Source organism: Propioniciclava sp. MC1683 (assembly GCF_014164675.1).
In the GTDB taxonomy this organism is placed as follows: Bacteria; Actinomycetota; Actinomycetes; order Propionibacteriales; family Propionibacteriaceae; genus Propioniciclava.
On record NZ_JACJFX010000004.1, the window covers coordinates 20,539 to 35,885 of the forward strand.

General features: G+C 71.6%; 12 protein-coding genes. 2 read left to right on the forward strand and 10 right to left on the reverse strand.

Translation table 11 applies throughout. The features are described from left to right. Window position 1 precedes the first annotated feature (1 nt). Window positions 2-901, reverse strand: coding sequence for a universal stress protein (locus H5397_RS03435; protein ID WP_182814917.1), 900 nt, complete (start codon window positions 899-901; stop codon window positions 2-4). A gap of 72 nt (window positions 902-973) precedes the next feature. Between H5397_RS03435 and H5397_RS03440 the strand changes: the two genes are divergently transcribed. Further along, entirely contained in the window at window positions 974-1,762 is a 789-nt protein-coding gene (locus H5397_RS03440; RefSeq protein ID WP_182814918.1) for an isoprenyl transferase, read from the forward strand. A gap of 3 nt (window positions 1,763-1,765) precedes the next feature. On the opposite strand, the gene H5397_RS03445 is transcribed toward H5397_RS03440, so the two are convergent. From H5397_RS03445 to argG, 4 genes are all read right to left on the reverse strand, one after another. Then, a complete protein-coding gene (locus H5397_RS03445) occupies window positions 1,766-2,668 on the reverse strand; it encodes a universal stress protein (protein WP_182814919.1) in 903 nt (300 codons plus the stop codon). A 110-nt stretch (window positions 2,669-2,778) separates the two neighbouring features. Continuing rightward, window positions 2,779-4,107 (reverse strand): MATE family efflux transporter, encoded by a 1,329-nt coding sequence (locus tag H5397_RS03450; RefSeq protein ID WP_309224265.1) that lies wholly within the window; start codon window positions 4,105-4,107, stop codon window positions 2,779-2,781. Then, window positions 4,104-5,141, reverse strand: a complete 1,038-nt coding sequence (locus tag H5397_RS03455) for a sodium:calcium antiporter (protein ID WP_182814920.1) — start codon at window positions 5,139-5,141, stop codon at window positions 4,104-4,106. Before H5397_RS03455 ends, H5397_RS03450 begins: the two co-directional genes overlap by 4 nt. A 1-nt stretch (window position 5,142) precedes the next feature. Beyond that, the gene (gene argG / locus H5397_RS03460; RefSeq protein ID WP_182814921.1) at window positions 5,143-6,564 is read right to left on the reverse strand and encodes an argininosuccinate synthase; all 1,422 of its coding nucleotides are present in this window, start codon (window positions 6,562-6,564) and stop codon (window positions 5,143-5,145) included. 81 nt (window positions 6,565-6,645) lie between these two features. Here argG and H5397_RS03465 point away from each other — a divergent pair, with 81 nt between their 5' ends. Then, window positions 6,646-9,231, forward strand: a complete 2,586-nt coding sequence (locus H5397_RS03465; protein ID WP_182814922.1) for a PEP/pyruvate-binding domain-containing protein — start codon at window positions 6,646-6,648, stop codon at window positions 9,229-9,231. Here H5397_RS03465 and gdhA read toward each other — a convergent pair. The 5 genes from gdhA to H5397_RS03490 form a co-directional block, all read right to left on the reverse strand. Next, entirely contained in the window at window positions 9,224-10,567 is a 1,344-nt protein-coding gene (gene gdhA / locus H5397_RS03470; protein ID WP_182814923.1) for an NADP-specific glutamate dehydrogenase, read from the reverse strand. The genes H5397_RS03465 and gdhA overlap by 8 nt on opposite strands. A gap of 122 nt (window positions 10,568-10,689) precedes the next feature. After that, complete coding sequence (gene leuA / locus H5397_RS03475) at window positions 10,690-12,450, reverse strand: 2-isopropylmalate synthase (protein ID WP_182814924.1); 1,761 nt, start codon at window positions 12,448-12,450, stop codon at window positions 10,690-10,692. A gap of 225 nt (window positions 12,451-12,675) precedes the next feature. Further along, the gene (locus H5397_RS03480) at window positions 12,676-13,731 is read right to left on the reverse strand and encodes a CNNM domain-containing protein (RefSeq protein ID WP_220491959.1); all 1,056 of its coding nucleotides are present in this window, start codon (window positions 13,729-13,731) and stop codon (window positions 12,676-12,678) included. Further along, complete coding sequence (locus H5397_RS18740; RefSeq protein WP_182814925.1) at window positions 13,728-15,083, reverse strand: hemolysin family protein; 1,356 nt, start codon at window positions 15,081-15,083, stop codon at window positions 13,728-13,730. The genes H5397_RS03480 and H5397_RS18740 overlap by 4 nt, the downstream gene beginning before the upstream one ends. An 87-nt stretch (window positions 15,084-15,170) precedes the next feature. Beyond that, window positions 15,171-15,347, reverse strand: coding sequence for a hypothetical protein (locus H5397_RS03490; RefSeq protein ID WP_182814926.1), 177 nt, complete (start codon window positions 15,345-15,347; stop codon window positions 15,171-15,173).

The following is a 15,347-nucleotide window of genomic DNA, read 5'->3' on the forward strand; positions in this document are numbered from 1 at the left end:
GCTAGGTGCGCACCACCACGACCGGGCATTCCGCCTCACGGAGGACGTCGCGCGACGTCGAGCCGAGCAGCTGCCCGGCGAAGCCGTGGCGCCCGCGCGACCCGATGACGAGCAGGGACGCCTCGCGCGCGGCGTCGGCGAGCACGTTCGGGGCGCGCCCGGAGAGCACGAGCGTGCGGTACTGGAGGTCGGGGTGCTCGTCGAGGTAGGGGCGCATGACGTCGTCGATCATCGTCTCCAGGGCCGCGCTGATCTGGGTGCCGTCGCCCGACCACAGGCCGGCGCCGCCCATCAGCATCAGGGTGGCGTCCCACACGTGCACGGCGACCAGACCGGTCCCGCGGCGGACGGCCTCGCGCACGGCGAACGAGACGGCGGCCATCGCCTCGGGCGAGTCGTCCACGCCGACGACGACCGGGCCCGCGGCATCCTGCTTCGTGTCGGGGCGGATGACCGCCACGGGGCCGTGCGCGTGGGTGGTGACGGCGTCGGAGGTGCCGCCCAGGGCCCGGACCGAGGCGGGAACGTCGGAGCGCCCGCGAGCCCCGACCACGACCATCTCGGCACTCTTTGACGCCCCGGCGAGGACGTAGGACGCCCGGCCGGTCAGCAGCCGGGTCTCGACCTGGAGCCCCTCGTGCGCCTCGCGCACCCGGTCCCCCAGCTCGGCCAGGCGCGCGGAGGCGCGCTGGCGGACCTCGTCCATGCCCTGGTCGGAGGCCAGCACGTGGTGCGGCAGCACGCGCCGGGGGATGATCACCTCGGGCAGTGCCAGCACCACCAGCAGGGGCGCACCCACCTCGACTGCGCGCGCGGCGGCCCAGTCGACGGCGTGGTCGGCGTTGTGGGACAGGTCCGTCCCGACGACGATCCGGCCTCCTGCTTGCAGTTGCTCGGTCATTGGCTCCTCCTCGAGACCACCTCCGGCCCGGCAGCGCGGTGGCAACCAGCCTATCGCCGCTAGGCTCGGCGCATGCCCGCGCACCGCCCGGCCCCGCCGACTCCGCACCCCAGCGGCGCCCAGCCGCCCCGCATCCCGGCGAAGTTCGTCCCGAACCACGTCGCCATCGTCATGGACGGCAACGGCCGCTGGGCCAAGCAGCGCAACCTGCCCCGCACCGACGGCCACGCACGCGGTGAGGCATCCCTGCTCGACGTCATCCACGGCGCGGTCGAGATCGGCGTGAAGTACCTCTCCGCCTACGCGTTCTCGACCGAGAACTGGAAGCGCTCCCCCGACGAGGTGCGCTGGCTGATGGGGTTCAACCGCGACGTCATCCACCGCCGGCGCGACGAGCTCAACGACCTGGGCGTCCGGATCGTGTGGGCCGGGCGCGAGCCGCGCCTGTGGAAGAGCGTGATCAAGGAGCTCAAGGTCGCCGAGGAGATGAGCCGGCACAACACCACGCTGACGCTGCAGTTCTGCGTGAACTACGGCGGGCGCGCCGAGATCGTGGACGCCGTGCGCGCCCTGGCCGCCGACGCGGCGGCCGGGCGCATCGACCCCGAGCGGATCACCGAGAAGTCACTGGCGAGCCGCTTGTACGCGCCGGACGTGCCCGACGTCGACCTGTTCGTGCGCAGCTCGGGCGAGCAGCGCACGAGCAACTTCCTGCTGTGGCAGATGGCGTACGCCGAGATGGTGTTCCTCGACCGCCTCTGGCCCGACTTCGACCGCCGCGACCTGTGGCACGCCATCGAGCTGTACGCCCAGCGCGACCGGCGCTACGGCGGGGCCGTGCCGAACGAGCTCAGCCGCTGAGGTTCACTCCTTGGCGCGCGTGACGATCACCGGGCAATCGGCGTCGCGCAGCACTTCCTTGGACGTCGAGCCCAGCAGCAGGCCGGTGAAGCCGCCCAGGCCGCGGGAGCCGACGACCAGCTCGCTGGCCCCGACCGACGCCTCGGCGAGGGCCGCCGACGGGCGAGCCTCGACGACCTCGACGGTGTGCTCCAGCCCGGGGTGGTCGGCGACGACGGGCGCGACGATCTCCTCGATGCGCTCCTTCAGGCGCGACACCGGGGGCAGCGACTGCATGGCGGTGACCCCCATCGGGCCCATCATCCAGGGTGCGACGTCCCACGCGTGGATCGCCCGCAACGGCACCCCACGCGCGGCCGCCTCGTCGGCGGCCAGGGCGAGGGCGGCGTCGGACTCGGGCGAGTCGTCCACGCCCACGACCACCGGGCCGTCGGGCGTCGGCGAGCCGTGGTCGGTGATGACGGCGACGGGGCCGTGCGCGTGCGCGACGACGGCATCGGCCGTGCCACCGAGGGCCCGGACCTTGGCCGGCGCGTTGGCGCCGCGGGCGCCCACGACGACGAGCAGGGCCTTCTTCGAGGCCTGGGCGAGCACGTAGGAGCCGAGGCCCTCCTCGGCGACCGTCTCCACCTCGAGCTCGGGGTGCAGCTCGCGCGCCTTGGCGGCCAGCTCCTCCAGCTTCGCCTTGGCGTTCCCGGCGAGGTACCCGTGGTAGTCACCGGTGACCATGGCGTCGAACAGTCGGCTGCGGCGCGGGATCGGCACCTCGGGCAGGGCCAGGACGATCAGGAGCGGTACCTTCCGGGCGGCCGCTCGGTGGGCAGCCCAAGCGACGGCTTCCTGAGCGCGACCCGAGAGGTCGGTCCCGACAACGATCTTTCCTGTGGCGTTGAACGAGATCGGCATGGCTTCCTTCCCTCCTCGATGAGTGAGGGCCACTGCATCGTGGTCCGGCGATGCCTCAGTCTATCCCCGAACCGCGGGGAGGGGGCGATCCCGGGGGTTTCCCCGTGCCCTCAGGCGCCCAGCCGGAGCCACCGGTCGGAGCGCGTGCGCAGGCCCAGCACCACCGAGCGGAACGCCAGCCACGCCCCGTACGCGGCCCAGAGCCAGGCCAGTCCCGCGGAGGTCGCCCACACGGCGCCGACGAAGGGCGCGTAGGCGAGGGTCGTGGCGATGCCGGCCAGCGCGAGGAACCGTGCGTCGCCCGCCCCGATCAGGACGCCGTCCAGTTGGAACGCCACCGCGCCGATCGGCGCGATCAGGGCGAGGACGAGCAGGGCCGCGCCCGCGGCGTCCTGCACCGCGGGGTCGGGGCTGAACGCGCCCGACAGCGGGCCGCGCAGCAGCACGGCCAGCACGCCGACGACCACGCCGAAGCCGACGCCCCAGGCGACCACCCGGCCGAGGACGGCCCGCGCACCGCGGACGTCTCCGGCCCCCAGCCGCAGCCCGACCAGGGCCTGCGCGGCGATGGCGAAGGCGTCCACGCCATAGGCGACGGTGTGCCACAGGGTGTTCACGACCTGGTGGGCGGCCAGGGCGGTCGTGCCGAGCGAGGCGGCGGTCACCGTGGTCAGCAGCAGGGCCAGTTGCAGCGCGGCGTTGCGGACGACCAGCCAGCCGCCCAGGCGTGCGGCCGCGAGCACGCCACCGGGCGCGAACCGAAGCCGGACGCCCTCGCGCCGGGCCCCGCGCACCACGGCTCCGCCGAGCAGGGCGGCGCCGATCCACTGGGAGACCGCGGTGCCGGTGGCCGCGCCGACGATCCCCCAGCCGGCGCCGTAGACGAGCGCGACGTTGAGGGCGATGTTGAGCAGGTTGATGGTGACGACCACGCGCAGGGGCGTGCGGGTGTCCTGCAGCCCGCGCAGCACGCCGGTCGAGGCGAGGATCACCAGCAGGGCGGGCAGCCCGAGCGCGACCACGCGCAGGTAGGCGGCGCCCAGCGCGGTCACCTCGGCGGAGGCGCCGTACAGGCCCAGGACCGCCGGGGCGAACGGGACCAGCACCGCGGCGACGACCAGCCCGAGCAGGGCGCCCAGGACCATGCCGTCGATGCCGCTGGACAGGGCGCCGGCGCGGTCCCCCGCGCCGAGGCGGCGCGACACCATCGCGGTGGTGCCATAGGCGAGGAAGACAGACAGCCCGACCACGATGCCGACCACGTTCGAGGCCAGCGTCAGGCCCCCGAGGTGGGGCGTGCCGAGGTGGCCGACGATGAAGGTGTCTGCCAGCACGAGCATCGGCTCGGCGATGAGCGTCGCGAACGCGGGGATCGCCAGCGCGAGGACCTCGCGGTTCAGCGACGCCCCCCTGGGTGCCCGGTCCGCGGGGTTCGTCACAGGAAGTTGGGGACGAGGAGGCTGGCGGCGAGGAAGGCCACGTAGATGACGACCAGCGCGATCCCCTCACGGACCCGGATCTCGTTGACCTTGGTGTTGTACGCGAACCACCCGAACAGCCCGAGGATGATGAACAGCGCCGGGTAGCTCACGAGCATGAAGTCGGTGCCGACGGGGATGCCCCCGGGCATGACCGCGGCGGCGAATCCCGAGACGAGCACGATGTTGAGCACGTTGGCGCCCAGCACGTTGCCCAGCGCCAGCCCGCCGTAGCCGCGCCGGGCTGCGGTGATGACGGTGGTCAGCTCGGGGACGCTCGTGCCGAACGCGACCAGGGTTACGGCCAGGATGAACTCGGGCACGCCGGCGCGGATCGCCAGCGCCTCGGCCGAGCCGACCAGCACGACCGCGCTGCCGGCGATGCCGACCGCGCCGAGCGCCACCATCGCCAGCAGGCGTGCCGGCCGGGGTCCGGCCTCGGCCAGGTCGGGCTCGACGAGCACGCCGGAGTCGACCGGCTCGCCCCCGCGGTCGGGGACCTCGGGCGCCCGCTGGCGGGCCATCCACCACAGGTACACCGGGAGACTGACCAGCAGGACGACACCCATCCATCGGGGCAGGTGGCCCTGCCCGTCGGGGCCCAGGGTGACCAGGGTGGGGACGATAAGGGCGGCCGTCGCCGCGAGCAGGATGGAGAGCTTCTGCGACTCGGCGCGCCCGACCGCGATCGCGCCGAACACCGCCCCGAGGCCGAGGATCAGGCTGGTGTTGGTGATGATCGAGCCGACGGCGTTGCCCAGCGCGAACTCACCGCTGCCCTGCAGCGCCGAGATGCCGGACGCCGCCAGCTCGGGCAGCGTCGTGCCCAGGGAGACGATCGTGGCGCCCACCACCAGCTCGGGCATGCCCCACACCTTGGAGAGCGCGACGGCGTTGTCGACCAGGATGTCGGCCGACTTGCCCAGGACGACGAGGGACACGACCAGGGCCGCCACCACGAGGAGGACGGGCCAGGCCAGGAAGACGTCGGTCACGTCAGTCGGTGCCCCCGATGGTGCCGTAGACGTTCACCGACTCCTCCTGGGCCGGATCCGGGTCGGACATCTCGGCGGTGAGGTAGCGGTCGGCGAGGCCGGCCTCGAGCTGGCCGACGAGGTCGGCGACCTGCCCGCCCACGATGCCCAGCGCGCTGTACTGCTCCAGGCGCGTGCGGGTGTCGGCGATGTCGAGGTTGCGCATGGTGAGCTGGCCGATGCGGTCGACCGGCCCGAAGGCGGCGTCCTCGACGCGCTCCATGGACAGCTTCTCGGGGTGGTAGGACAGCGCGGGGCCCTGGGTGTCGAGGATCGTGTGGTCCCAGCCGCGGCGCAGGCGGACGGTGACGGTGCCGGTGACGGCCGAGCCGACCCAGCGCTGGAGCGACTCGCGCAGCATCAGGGACTGCGGGTCGAGCCAGCGGCCCTCGTACAGCAGGCGGCCGAGGCGGCGGCCGTCGTTGTGGTAGGCCGCGACCGTGTCCTCGTTGTGGATGGCGTTGACCAGCCGCTCGTAGGTGATGTGCAGCAGGGCCATGCCGGGGGCCTCGTAGATGCCGCGGCTCTTGGCCTCGATGATGCGGTTCTCGATCTGGTCGCTCATGCCCAGGCCGTGGCGTCCGCCGATCTCGTTGGCCCGGCGCACCAGCGCGACGGGGTCGAGGCGCTCGCCGTTGATGGCGACCGGCCAGCCCTGCTCGTAGGTGACCGACACCTCCTCGGCGGCGATCTCGACGTCCTCGCGCCAGTGGGCCACACCCATGATCGGGTCGACGATGTCCATGCCGGTGCCGAGGTACTCGAGCTTCTTGGCCTCGTGGGTGGCGCCCCAGATGTTGGCGTCGGTGGAGTACGCCTTCTCCTGGCTGTCGCGGTACGGGAGGTCGCGCTGGGTCAGCCACGCCGACATCTCGTCGCGGCCGCCGAGCTCGGTGACGAAGTCCTCGTCCAGCCACGGCTTGTAGATGCGCAGCTCGGGGTTGGCCAGCAGGCCGTAGCGGTAGAACCGCTCGATGTCGTTGCCCTTGTAGGTCGAGCCGTCGCCCCACACGTTCACGCCGTCGGCGTACATGGCGTTGACCAGCATGGTGCCGGTGACCGCGCGGCCGAGCGGGGTGGTGTTGAAGTAGGGGACGCCCGCGTTGCGGATGTGGAACGCACCGCACTGCAGGGCGGCCAGGCCCTCCTTGACCAGCTCCTCCTTGCAGTCGACCAGGCGCGCGGCCTCGGCGCCGTAGGCGCCCGCGCGGCCGGGGACCGAGGCGATGTCCGGCTCGTCGTACTGCCCGATGTCGGCGGTGTAGGTGTACGGGATCGCACCCTTCTCGCGCATCCACGCGACGGCGACCGACGTGTCGAGACCACCGGAGAAGGCGATACCGACCTTCTCCCCCACCGGGAGCTTCATCAGGACTTTGGACATGGGGGCGATCCTATCCCCGCGTGCCCGCCCCCCCGTCCCGCCCCGCTACGGTGGAACCCGTCCGAAGGAGAGGCCCCCACCATGGATCCCGCACGCGTCAGCACCGGTATCGGCGGGTTGGATGCCGCCATCGACGGGCTCCGGATCGGGGACAACGTCGTGTGGCACTGCGAGGACCTGGACGACTTCGCCCGCATGCTGGAGCCCTACGTGGCCGGCGCCCGCCGCGAGCGGCGGCGCCTCGTCTACGTCCGCTTCGCCGACCACCTCCCGCTGGTGGGAGGCGACGACGTCCAGGTGCACCGCCTCGACCCAGCGGAAGGTTTCGAGCCGTTCGCGATCGCCGTCCACGACCTGGTCGAGGAGACCGGGCGCGAGGCGTTCTACGTGTTCGACTCCCTGGCCGCCCTGCTGGAGGCCTGGCACTCCGACCTGCTGCTGACGAGCTTCTTCAAGGTGACCTGTCCCTTCCTCTACGAGCTCGACACCGTGGCCTACTTCCCGCTGCTGCGCGACGAGGTCAGCGCGGCGACGGTGGCCGGCATCCGGGAGACCACGCAGGTGCTGTTCGACCTGCAGGTGGTCGGCGACGAGACGTACGTGCACCCCCTGAAGGTGGACGGCCGCAGCTCGGCGACCATGTTCTTCCCGCACCTCATCGCCGGCGAGCGGGCCATCCCGGTCACCTCGTCCGCGGCTTCGGCCCGGCTGGCGGCTACGCGCGGGCGGATGCGCCGGCGTCCGGACCACTGGACGCGCCTGGTCGACGACGCCTTCGACGCCCTGGACGGCAGCATCGCCGAGCAACGGGACGCCCACGCCCTGCTCGCGGACGCACTGCTGGGCCGCGACGACGGCCGGATGGCGGGGCTGGCCCGGCGCCACCTGAGCCTGGACGACCTGCTCGTCGTCGCGACGCGCCTCGTGGGCACCGGGCACATCGGCGGCAAGGCGGTCGGCATGCTGACGGCCCGCGCGATCCTTGCCGACGACATCGACGGGCGGTTCGTCGACCACCTCGAGCCGCACGACTCGTTCCACCTCGGCGCGGACGTCTTCTACCACTACCTGGTCAGCAACGGCTGGTGGGGGCACCGGCTGGCCCAGAGCCACCCCGGCACCTTCCTGTCCGCCGGCGCGACGCTGCACGAGCTGATGCCGACCGGCCGCTTCCCGGCGTCGGTGCGCGAGCAGCTGCTCGACATGCTCGGGCACTTCGGGCAGGCGCCGATCATCGTCCGTTCCAGCTCCCTGCTGGAGGACAACTTCGGCAACGCCTTCGCCGGCAAGTACGACAGCTTCTTCCTCACCAACCAGGGGGCACCCGAGGAGCGGCTGGAGGCGCTGCTGGACGCCGTGCGCGCGGTCTACGCGTCGGCCATGAGCGAGGAGGCGCTGCGCTACCGGCTCTCCCGCAACCTCGCCGAGGTGGACGAGCAGATGGCCATTCTCATCCAGCGCGTCTCGGGCGACCACCACGGCCAGCTCTTCTTCCCGCACGCCGCGGGGGTGGCCAACTCCTCGAACCTCTACACGTGGGACGCGACGGTGGACGCCGAGGCCGGCATGCTGCGGCTGGTGTTCGGCCTGGGCACCCGCGCCGTGGACCGCACCACCAGCGATCACGCCCGCATCGTCGCCCTGGCTGACCCGCTCAACGCTCGCATGTTCGACCCCGAGGACCTCTCGGCCTTCAGCCAGCGCCGGGTGGACGTGCTCGACCTCGCGGCCGGCCGGCAGGCCGCCGTCCCGCTGGCCGACCTCGCCGCCACCGACGTCGGCGCCGACTGGTCGCTCTTCACCAGCCCCGATACGGCGGTGCTGCGCCGGCTGGGCGAGCGCGACCGCGAGCGTGGGCGTCCGACCTCCGGCCGGGCCGCCCCGGTGGTGGCCGACTTCCGGGGCCTGCTCGGCGAGACCGCCTTCCCAGCCCTGATGCGGGACGCCCTCGCCACGCTCGCCGCCGCCTACGACTACCCCGTCGACGTCGAGTTCACCGTGAACATGACCAGCGCCGGGGAGCCCCGCATCGGCATCGTCCAGTGCCGCCCGCTGCAGACCCGCGGACCCGGCCAGTCGGTGGCGATCCCCGAGGTGGCGGACGACAGCGGCGTCCTGTTCGCCGCACCCGGGGAGTTCATGGGCGGCAACGTCAACCTGCCGATTGACTGGGTCGTGATGGTGCGGGCCACGCCCTACCTCGGGCTGGGGTCCCCGCAGCGGCACGGCGTCGCGCGGCTCGTCGGCGAGGTGAACCGGCGGCTCAAGGACGACAGCTTCCTGCTGCTGGGCCCCGGCCGGTGGGGCACGACGACCGAGTCACTGGGCGTGCCCGTCCGCTTCGCCGAGATCAACCACGCGGCCGCGCTGGTCGAGGCAACGGACGCCGCGGGCAACTTCCGCCCCGAGCTGTCCTACGGGTCGCACTTCTTCCAGGACCTCGTGGAGACCGGCATCTTCTACGCCGCCGTCTTCGACGACCGCCCGGGCGTGACGTTCCACCCGGCGCTGGTGGCCGCCCGGGAGAACGCGCTGCTGGAGCTGGTGCCGGACGCCGACCCCCACCTGGCCGCCGTGGTGCACGTGGCGCGCTTCGACGACCTCGAGCTCTACTCCGACGTCGTGTCCCAGCGCGTGCTGTGCGCGCGCCGGTCCTGCCTCAGATGACCCCCAGGGCCATCATCGCGTCGGCGACGCGGATGAAGCCGGCGATGTTGGCGCCCGTCACGTAGTCGCCCGGGCGGCCGTACTCCTCGGCCGTCTCTGCGCAGCGCTCGTGGATGCCGACCATGATGTCCTGCAGGCGCTCCTCGGTGTGCTCGAAGCTCCAGGAGTCGCGGGAGGCGTTCTGCTGCATCTCCAGGGCGGAGGTCGCCACACCGCCGGCGTTGGCCGCCTTGCCCGGGGCGAAGCGGACGCCGCCCTCGCGGAAGGCGCGGATCGCGTCCGGCGTCGAGGGCATGTTGGCGCCCTCGGCGACCAGCGTGCAGCCGTTCTTGATGAGGGCGCGGGCGCCGCCGATGCTCAGCTCGTTCTGGGTGGCGCAGGGCAGGGCGATGTCGCAGGGGACGTCCCAGATCTGGCCGTCCTCGACGAAGCGCGCGGACGAGTTGGCGTCGGCGTACTCGCTGATGCGGCCGCGGCGGACCTCCTTCAGCTCCTGCATCTGGGCCAGGTCGATGCCCGTCTCGTCGACGATGTAGCCGCCGGAGTCGGACATCGCCACGACGGTCGCGCCGAGCTGGTTCAGCTTCTCCAGGGCGTAGATGGCCACGTTGCCCGAGCCGGACACGACGACCTTCTTGCCCTCGAAGCTCTCGTTCGACAGCTTGAGCATCTCGTCGGCGAAGAACACCGTGCCGTAGCCGGTGGCCTCGGTGCGGGCGCGGGAGCCGCCCCACGTGAGGCCCTTGCCGGTGAGCACGCCGGACTCGTAGCGGCCGGTCATGCGCTTGTACTGGCCGAACATGTAGCCGATCTCGCGGCCGCCGACGCCGATGTCACCGGCGGGCACGTCGATGTCGTGTCCGATGTGGCCCGAGAGCTCGGTCATGAACGCCTGGCAGAACCGCATGATCTCGTGGTCGGACTTGCCCTTGGGGTCGAAGTCCGAGCCGCCCTTGCCGCCGCCGATGGGCATACCGGTCAGGGCGTTCTTGAAGATCTGCTCGAAACCGAGGAACTTGATGATGCCGAGGTACACGCTCGGGTGGAAGCGCAGACCGCCCTTGTAGGGTCCGAGCGCCGAGTTGAACTGGACGCGGAAGCCGCGGTTGGTGTGCACGCGGCCCTTGTCGTCCTGCCAGTTGACCTTGAAGATGATCTGGCGGTTGGGCTCGCAGATGCGCGGGATGATGCCGTACTCGACGTACTCGGGTCGCTTCTTGATGACCGGGTCGAGGGACTCCAGCACCTCACGGACCGCCTGGTGGAACTCCGCCTCGCCGGGGTTGCGGCGAATGACGATGTCGAACTCCTCCTGCAGCGTGGGGCTGAGTTCCATGGGTGGTCTCCTTCGTTGTCGCGCAACGACCGGACGGCGGCCCGGCCGTGTGCAGTCTAGGAGTCGCTGCACGCGGCCGGGCCGCCGTCCCACAATGGGATCCGGGACCCGGGCCCGTCGGATCAGTCGGTGCGGTCGGAACGGTTGATCGCGCTGAGCACGGCCTTCATGGACGCCGTGACGATCGAGCTGTGCCGGCCCACACCCCACAGGACGCGGGCGTCGTCACCCTCGCCGATCTCGACCTCGACGTAGGCCGCGGCCAGCGCGTCCCCGCCGGAGCTGAGCGCGTGCTCGGAGTAGTCCAGGACCCGCACCGGGTACCCGGCCGCGCCCAGGGCGTCCACGAACGCCGACAGCGGGCCGTTGCCCTCGCCGCCGGCCTGGCGCTCGATGCCGTTGACGCGCAGGACGGCGTCCACGCTGTAGTGCCCGTTGTCGGCCTCGGAGCGGTACTGCAGCAGCTCCAGCGGCGTGTGGTCGCCGAAGTACTCGGCCTCGAAGATCTGCCACATCTGCTCGGGGCTGACCTCGCCGCCGGCGGCGTCGGTGTGCTGCTGGACGACGCGGCTGAACTCGATCTGCAGGCGGCGCGGCAGGTCCATCTTGTGGTCGTTCTTCATGATGTAGGCCATGCCGCCCTTGCCGGACTGGCTGTTGACCCGGATCACGGCCTCGTAGGTGCGGCCCACGTCGTGGGGGTCGATCGGCAGGTAGGGGGCCTCCCAGTCAACCTCGTGGATCGTGCGGCCCTCGGCGGCGGCGCGCTTCTCCAGCGACTCCAGGCCCTTCTTGATCGCGTCCTGGTGGGAGCCGGAGAACGCCGTGTAGACCAGGTCGCCGGCGTACGGGTGGCGCGGGTGCACGGGCAGGCCGGTGCAGTACTCGACCGTGCGGCGGATCTCGTCGATGTCGGAGAAGTCGATCTTGGGGTCGATGCCCTGGCTGAACAGGTTCATGCCCAGCGTGACCAGGTCTACGTTGCCCGTGCGCTCGCCGTGGCCGAACAGGCAGCCCTCGACGCGGTCGGCGCCGGCCATCATGCCCAGCTCGGACGCCGCCACCGCAGTGCCGCGGTCGTTGTGCGGGTGCAGCGAGACGGCCACGTTCTCGCGGTTGCGGACGTTGCGGATGAAGTACTCGATCTGGTCGGCGTACGTGTTCGGCGTGCTCATCTCGACCGTGGCGGGCAGGTTGAAGATGATCTCGCGGTCGGGGCCGGGCTGCCAGACGTCGGCGACGTGGTTGCAGACCTCGACGGCGAAGTCGGTCGGGGTCTGGGTGAAGATCTCGGGGCTGTACTGGAAGCCGAACTCGGTCTCGCCCAGGAACTGCTCGGCGTACTTCATGACCAACTCGGTGCCGCGGGTGGCCATCGCGATGCACTGGGCCTCGTCGATGCCGAACACGACGCGGCGGAACATCTCGGCGGTCGCGTTGTACATGTGGATGTTGGCGCGCTTCGTGCCGACCAGGGACTCGGCGGTGCGGGAGATCAGGTCCTCGCGGGCCTGGACCAGGACGGAGATCTGCACGTCGTCGGGGATGCGGTCCTCGGTGACCAGCTTGCGCACGAAGTCGAAGTCGGTCTGCGAGGCCGAGGGGAAGCCGACCTCGATCTCCTTGTAGCCCATCTTCACCAGCAGTTCGAACATCTTCAGCTTGCGGGAGACGGTCATGGGGTCGATCAGGGCCTGGTTGCCGTCGCGCAGGTCGGTCGACAGCCAGCGCGGCGCCTGGGTGATCTTCTTGCTGGGCCACGTGCGGTCGGGGACATCGACGGGCTCGAAGGCCTTGTAGCGGTGGTACGGCATCGGGCTGGGCTGCTGCACGGGGGCGCCGTGCTGGGTGCGGGTGCCGAAGGTGTTGGCGGTGGTGGTCATGCTGGTGTCCTTCGCTGGATCGAGACGATGGGGGTTGCCAGGCGCGCAAACTCTCCGCAACGAGGAAGCCCGACCGGCTCGACTCGACGGGACTGTGTCGAGGAAGCCTAGGCCTCGCTGCGGCGACCAAGGAGGAGGGTCACCCATGCCATGGCTGGGATCGTACACCCCTGACGCCCCCGTGCCACGGCGTCCGACACGCGGACGCCGTGGGTTCGGGTGGACTCAGTGCCCGGCCGCGGCGACCGGTTCCTCCTCGAGGATCGCGGTCGGCATGAGCGCCGGCAGCACGTCCTCCAGGGTGATGACGCCGAGCTCGACGTCCCCGCGGGTGGCGATCGCCAGCTGCGTGCGCGCCTGCCGGATGCGCTTGAGCGCCTCGGCCAGGTGCGTGTCGTGCGGCAGCAGGACCGGCTCGCGGGCGATCTCGCGGGCCGGACGGGTCAGGTCCGGTTCGGCGAGGGTGTCGCGGACGTGCACGACACCCACCGTGCGGCCCCCCTCGCGCAGCAGCACGCGCAGGTGGCGGTGCTGCCGGGTGACGGCCTGGACATCGGCCAGCGTGGCGTCGGCCGGCACCCACGCCAGCTCCTGCCCCTGCGGGACCACGTCGGCGACCGTCTGGTCGCGCAGCGTCAGCACGCGCGTCAGGGACTGGTGGTAGCGCGCGTCCAGGGCCCCCACGTTCGCGGAGTGCTCGACCAGCTGGCGCAGGCCGGCGGCGTCCTGGCCGGCCGACAGCTCGTCGACCGGGGTGGCGCCCGCCTTGCGCACCAGCCAGTTGGCGGCGGAGTTCATCGCGATGAGGATCGGGCGCATCACGAACATGAAGGCGCGCATCGGCAGGGCCAGCAGCACCGAGGACTGCACGGGGTGCGCGATCGCCCACGACTTGGGGGCCATCTCGCCGACCACCAGGTGCAGGAAGGTGACGAAGACCAGCGCGAGCACGAAGGAGGCCACGTCGGCCACGGCCAGCGGGATGCCCCACGCCGCCAGCAGCGGCGTCAGCGCATGGTGCACGGCGGGCTTGGTGATGGCACCGAGCGCCAGCGTGCAGACGGTGATGCCGAGCTGGGAGCCGGCCAGCACGAGCGTCAGCTCGGCGGAGTTGCGCAGCGCGGCGCGGCCGGCGGCCGACCCCGCGCGCTCCTCGAGGCGGTGCTGCTTCGCGGCCATCAGGGCGAACTCGGCGGCCACGAAGAAGGCGCTCAGCACGATGAGCAGGGCGGTCCAGCCGGCGACGGCCCATCCGCCCATGCCGGTCTCGAGGGGCGTCATGCGGGGTCTCCGTCCGGGAGGCTCACGCGCACCCGCGAGGGCACGTGGCGTTCGATGGCGAGCACCTCGATGAGCACCCGCCGGGCCCGGGCGTCGCCGTCGAGGGCGAGCTGGGCGGCGGTCGGTTCGAGGTCGAGGGTGACCGTCTCCCCCACCTCGGGGAGGGCGCCGAGCACCTGGATGATCAGTCCCGCGATGGTCTCGTGGTCGCCGGGCGGCATGTCGAGCCCGAGCGCGCGCTCGACCTCGTCGACGTGCACGTCACCGGCCATCACCCACACGCCGTCTGTCTCGCTCGGCAGGTAGTCGGGGTCGTCGGGGTCGTGCTCGTCGGTCAGCTCGCCGACGATCTCCTCGACGAGGTCCTCCAGCGTGACGACGCCGGTGAAGCTGCCGAACTCGTCGACGACGCAGGCCATCTCCTGGCCGGTGTCGCGCAGCTCCTGCTGGGCGTCCGGCAGCGGCATGAACTCGGGCAGGACCAGCGCCTCACGGGCGATGGTGGTGACGGGTTCGTCGGGGCGGTCGGTGGCGTCCAGCACGTCGACGAGCGCTACGACGCCGACGATGCCCTCCTCGGGGTCGAGCACCGGGTAGCGGGTGTGGCCGGTGGCCATCAGCGCGCGGACCTCGGCCACCGTCGCGGTGTCGCGCACGGTGTCGACGGCGACCCGGGGCACCATGGCGTGCTGCACGTCGCGGCGCGGGAAGTCGATGATCCGGTCGATGATGAGGCCCAGTTCCTCCGACAGGGTGCCGTCGCGGCGCGAGGCGTCCACGACGCGCTCGAGGTCGGTGGCCGAGGCCGTGTCCTCGACGTCGTGGACGGGCTCGATGCGCAGCGCGCGCAGCAGCAGCTCGGCGGACTTGTCGAAGATCCAAATCAGGGGGCCGAAGATCGTCAGGTACAGGCGCGTGGACGGGGTGAGCGCGTCGGCCACCTCCGCCGACTTCGCGATCGCGTAGTTCTTGGGGAAGAGCTCGCCGAACAGCATCTGCACCAGCGTCGAGAACACGATCGCGACGATGCCGCCGATGGTGACGGCGATGGCGGTGCTGGCGCCGCCGCTGACCAGCGAGCCGAGGGCCTGGCCGATCAGGGGTTCGGCGACGTAGCCGACGAGGAGTCCGGTGACGGTGATGCCGAGCTGGGCGCCCGACAGCATGAACGAGGTGCGGCGGGTGATGCCCAGGGTGCGTTCTGCCTTCTCGTCACCCGCGGCGGCACGACTGGCCAGGCGGGAGCGGTCGACGGCGACGTAGGCGAACTCCTGGGCCACGAAGTACCCGGTGGCGACGGTGATCGCGAAGACCACGACGACGCCGACGATGAGCGAGACGACGGGTGTCACGGGGCGGCTCCGAGATCACAAGGACTATGGGAACCCTCCGGTGCAGGTTGCGGCATGCGCTCCAGTATGCAGGAGCGCGCCAGCCGCTCAGTGGCCGGAGTGCCCCTTGATGACCATCCGCATGATGCGCATCATCAACGCGGCACCACGGAACAGCTGCCAGACCGGATTGAACCGCCGGCGGAGCGTGGCCCTGGTCGGCAGCGGCGCGGCCGCGATGACGTGGTCGATGTTGCCGATGGTGGCGTGTTCGTTGTGGGTCAT

Bases quoted from the DNA above. Each gene is read 5' to 3' on its own strand.
- H5397_RS03435 (WP_182814917.1), bottom strand. From the start codon at position 901: ATGACCGAGCAACTGCAAGCAGGAGGCCGGATCGTCGTCGGGACGGAC.
- H5397_RS03440 (WP_182814918.1), top strand. From the start codon at position 974: ATGCCCGCGCACCGCCCGGCCCCGCCGACTCCGCACCCCAGCGGCGCC.
- H5397_RS03445 (WP_182814919.1), bottom strand. From the start codon at position 2,668: ATGCCGATCTCGTTCAACGCCACAGGAAAGATCGTTGTCGGGACCGAC.
- argG (WP_182814921.1), bottom strand. From the start codon at position 6,564: ATGTCCAAAGTCCTGATGAAGCTCCCGGTGGGGGAGAAGGTCGGTATC.
- H5397_RS03465 (WP_182814922.1), top strand. From the start codon at position 6,646: ATGGATCCCGCACGCGTCAGCACCGGTATCGGCGGGTTGGATGCCGCC.
- gdhA (WP_182814923.1), bottom strand. From the start codon at position 10,567: ATGGAACTCAGCCCCACGCTGCAGGAGGAGTTCGACATCGTCATTCGC.
- leuA (WP_182814924.1), bottom strand. From the start codon at position 12,450: ATGACCACCACCGCCAACACCTTCGGCACCCGCACCCAGCACGGCGCC.
- H5397_RS03480 (WP_220491959.1), bottom strand. From the start codon at position 13,731: ATGACGCCCCTCGAGACCGGCATGGGCGGATGGGCCGTCGCCGGCTGG.
- H5397_RS03490 (WP_182814926.1), bottom strand. From the start codon at position 15,347: ATGACCCACAACGAACACGCCACCATCGGCAACATCGACCACGTCATC.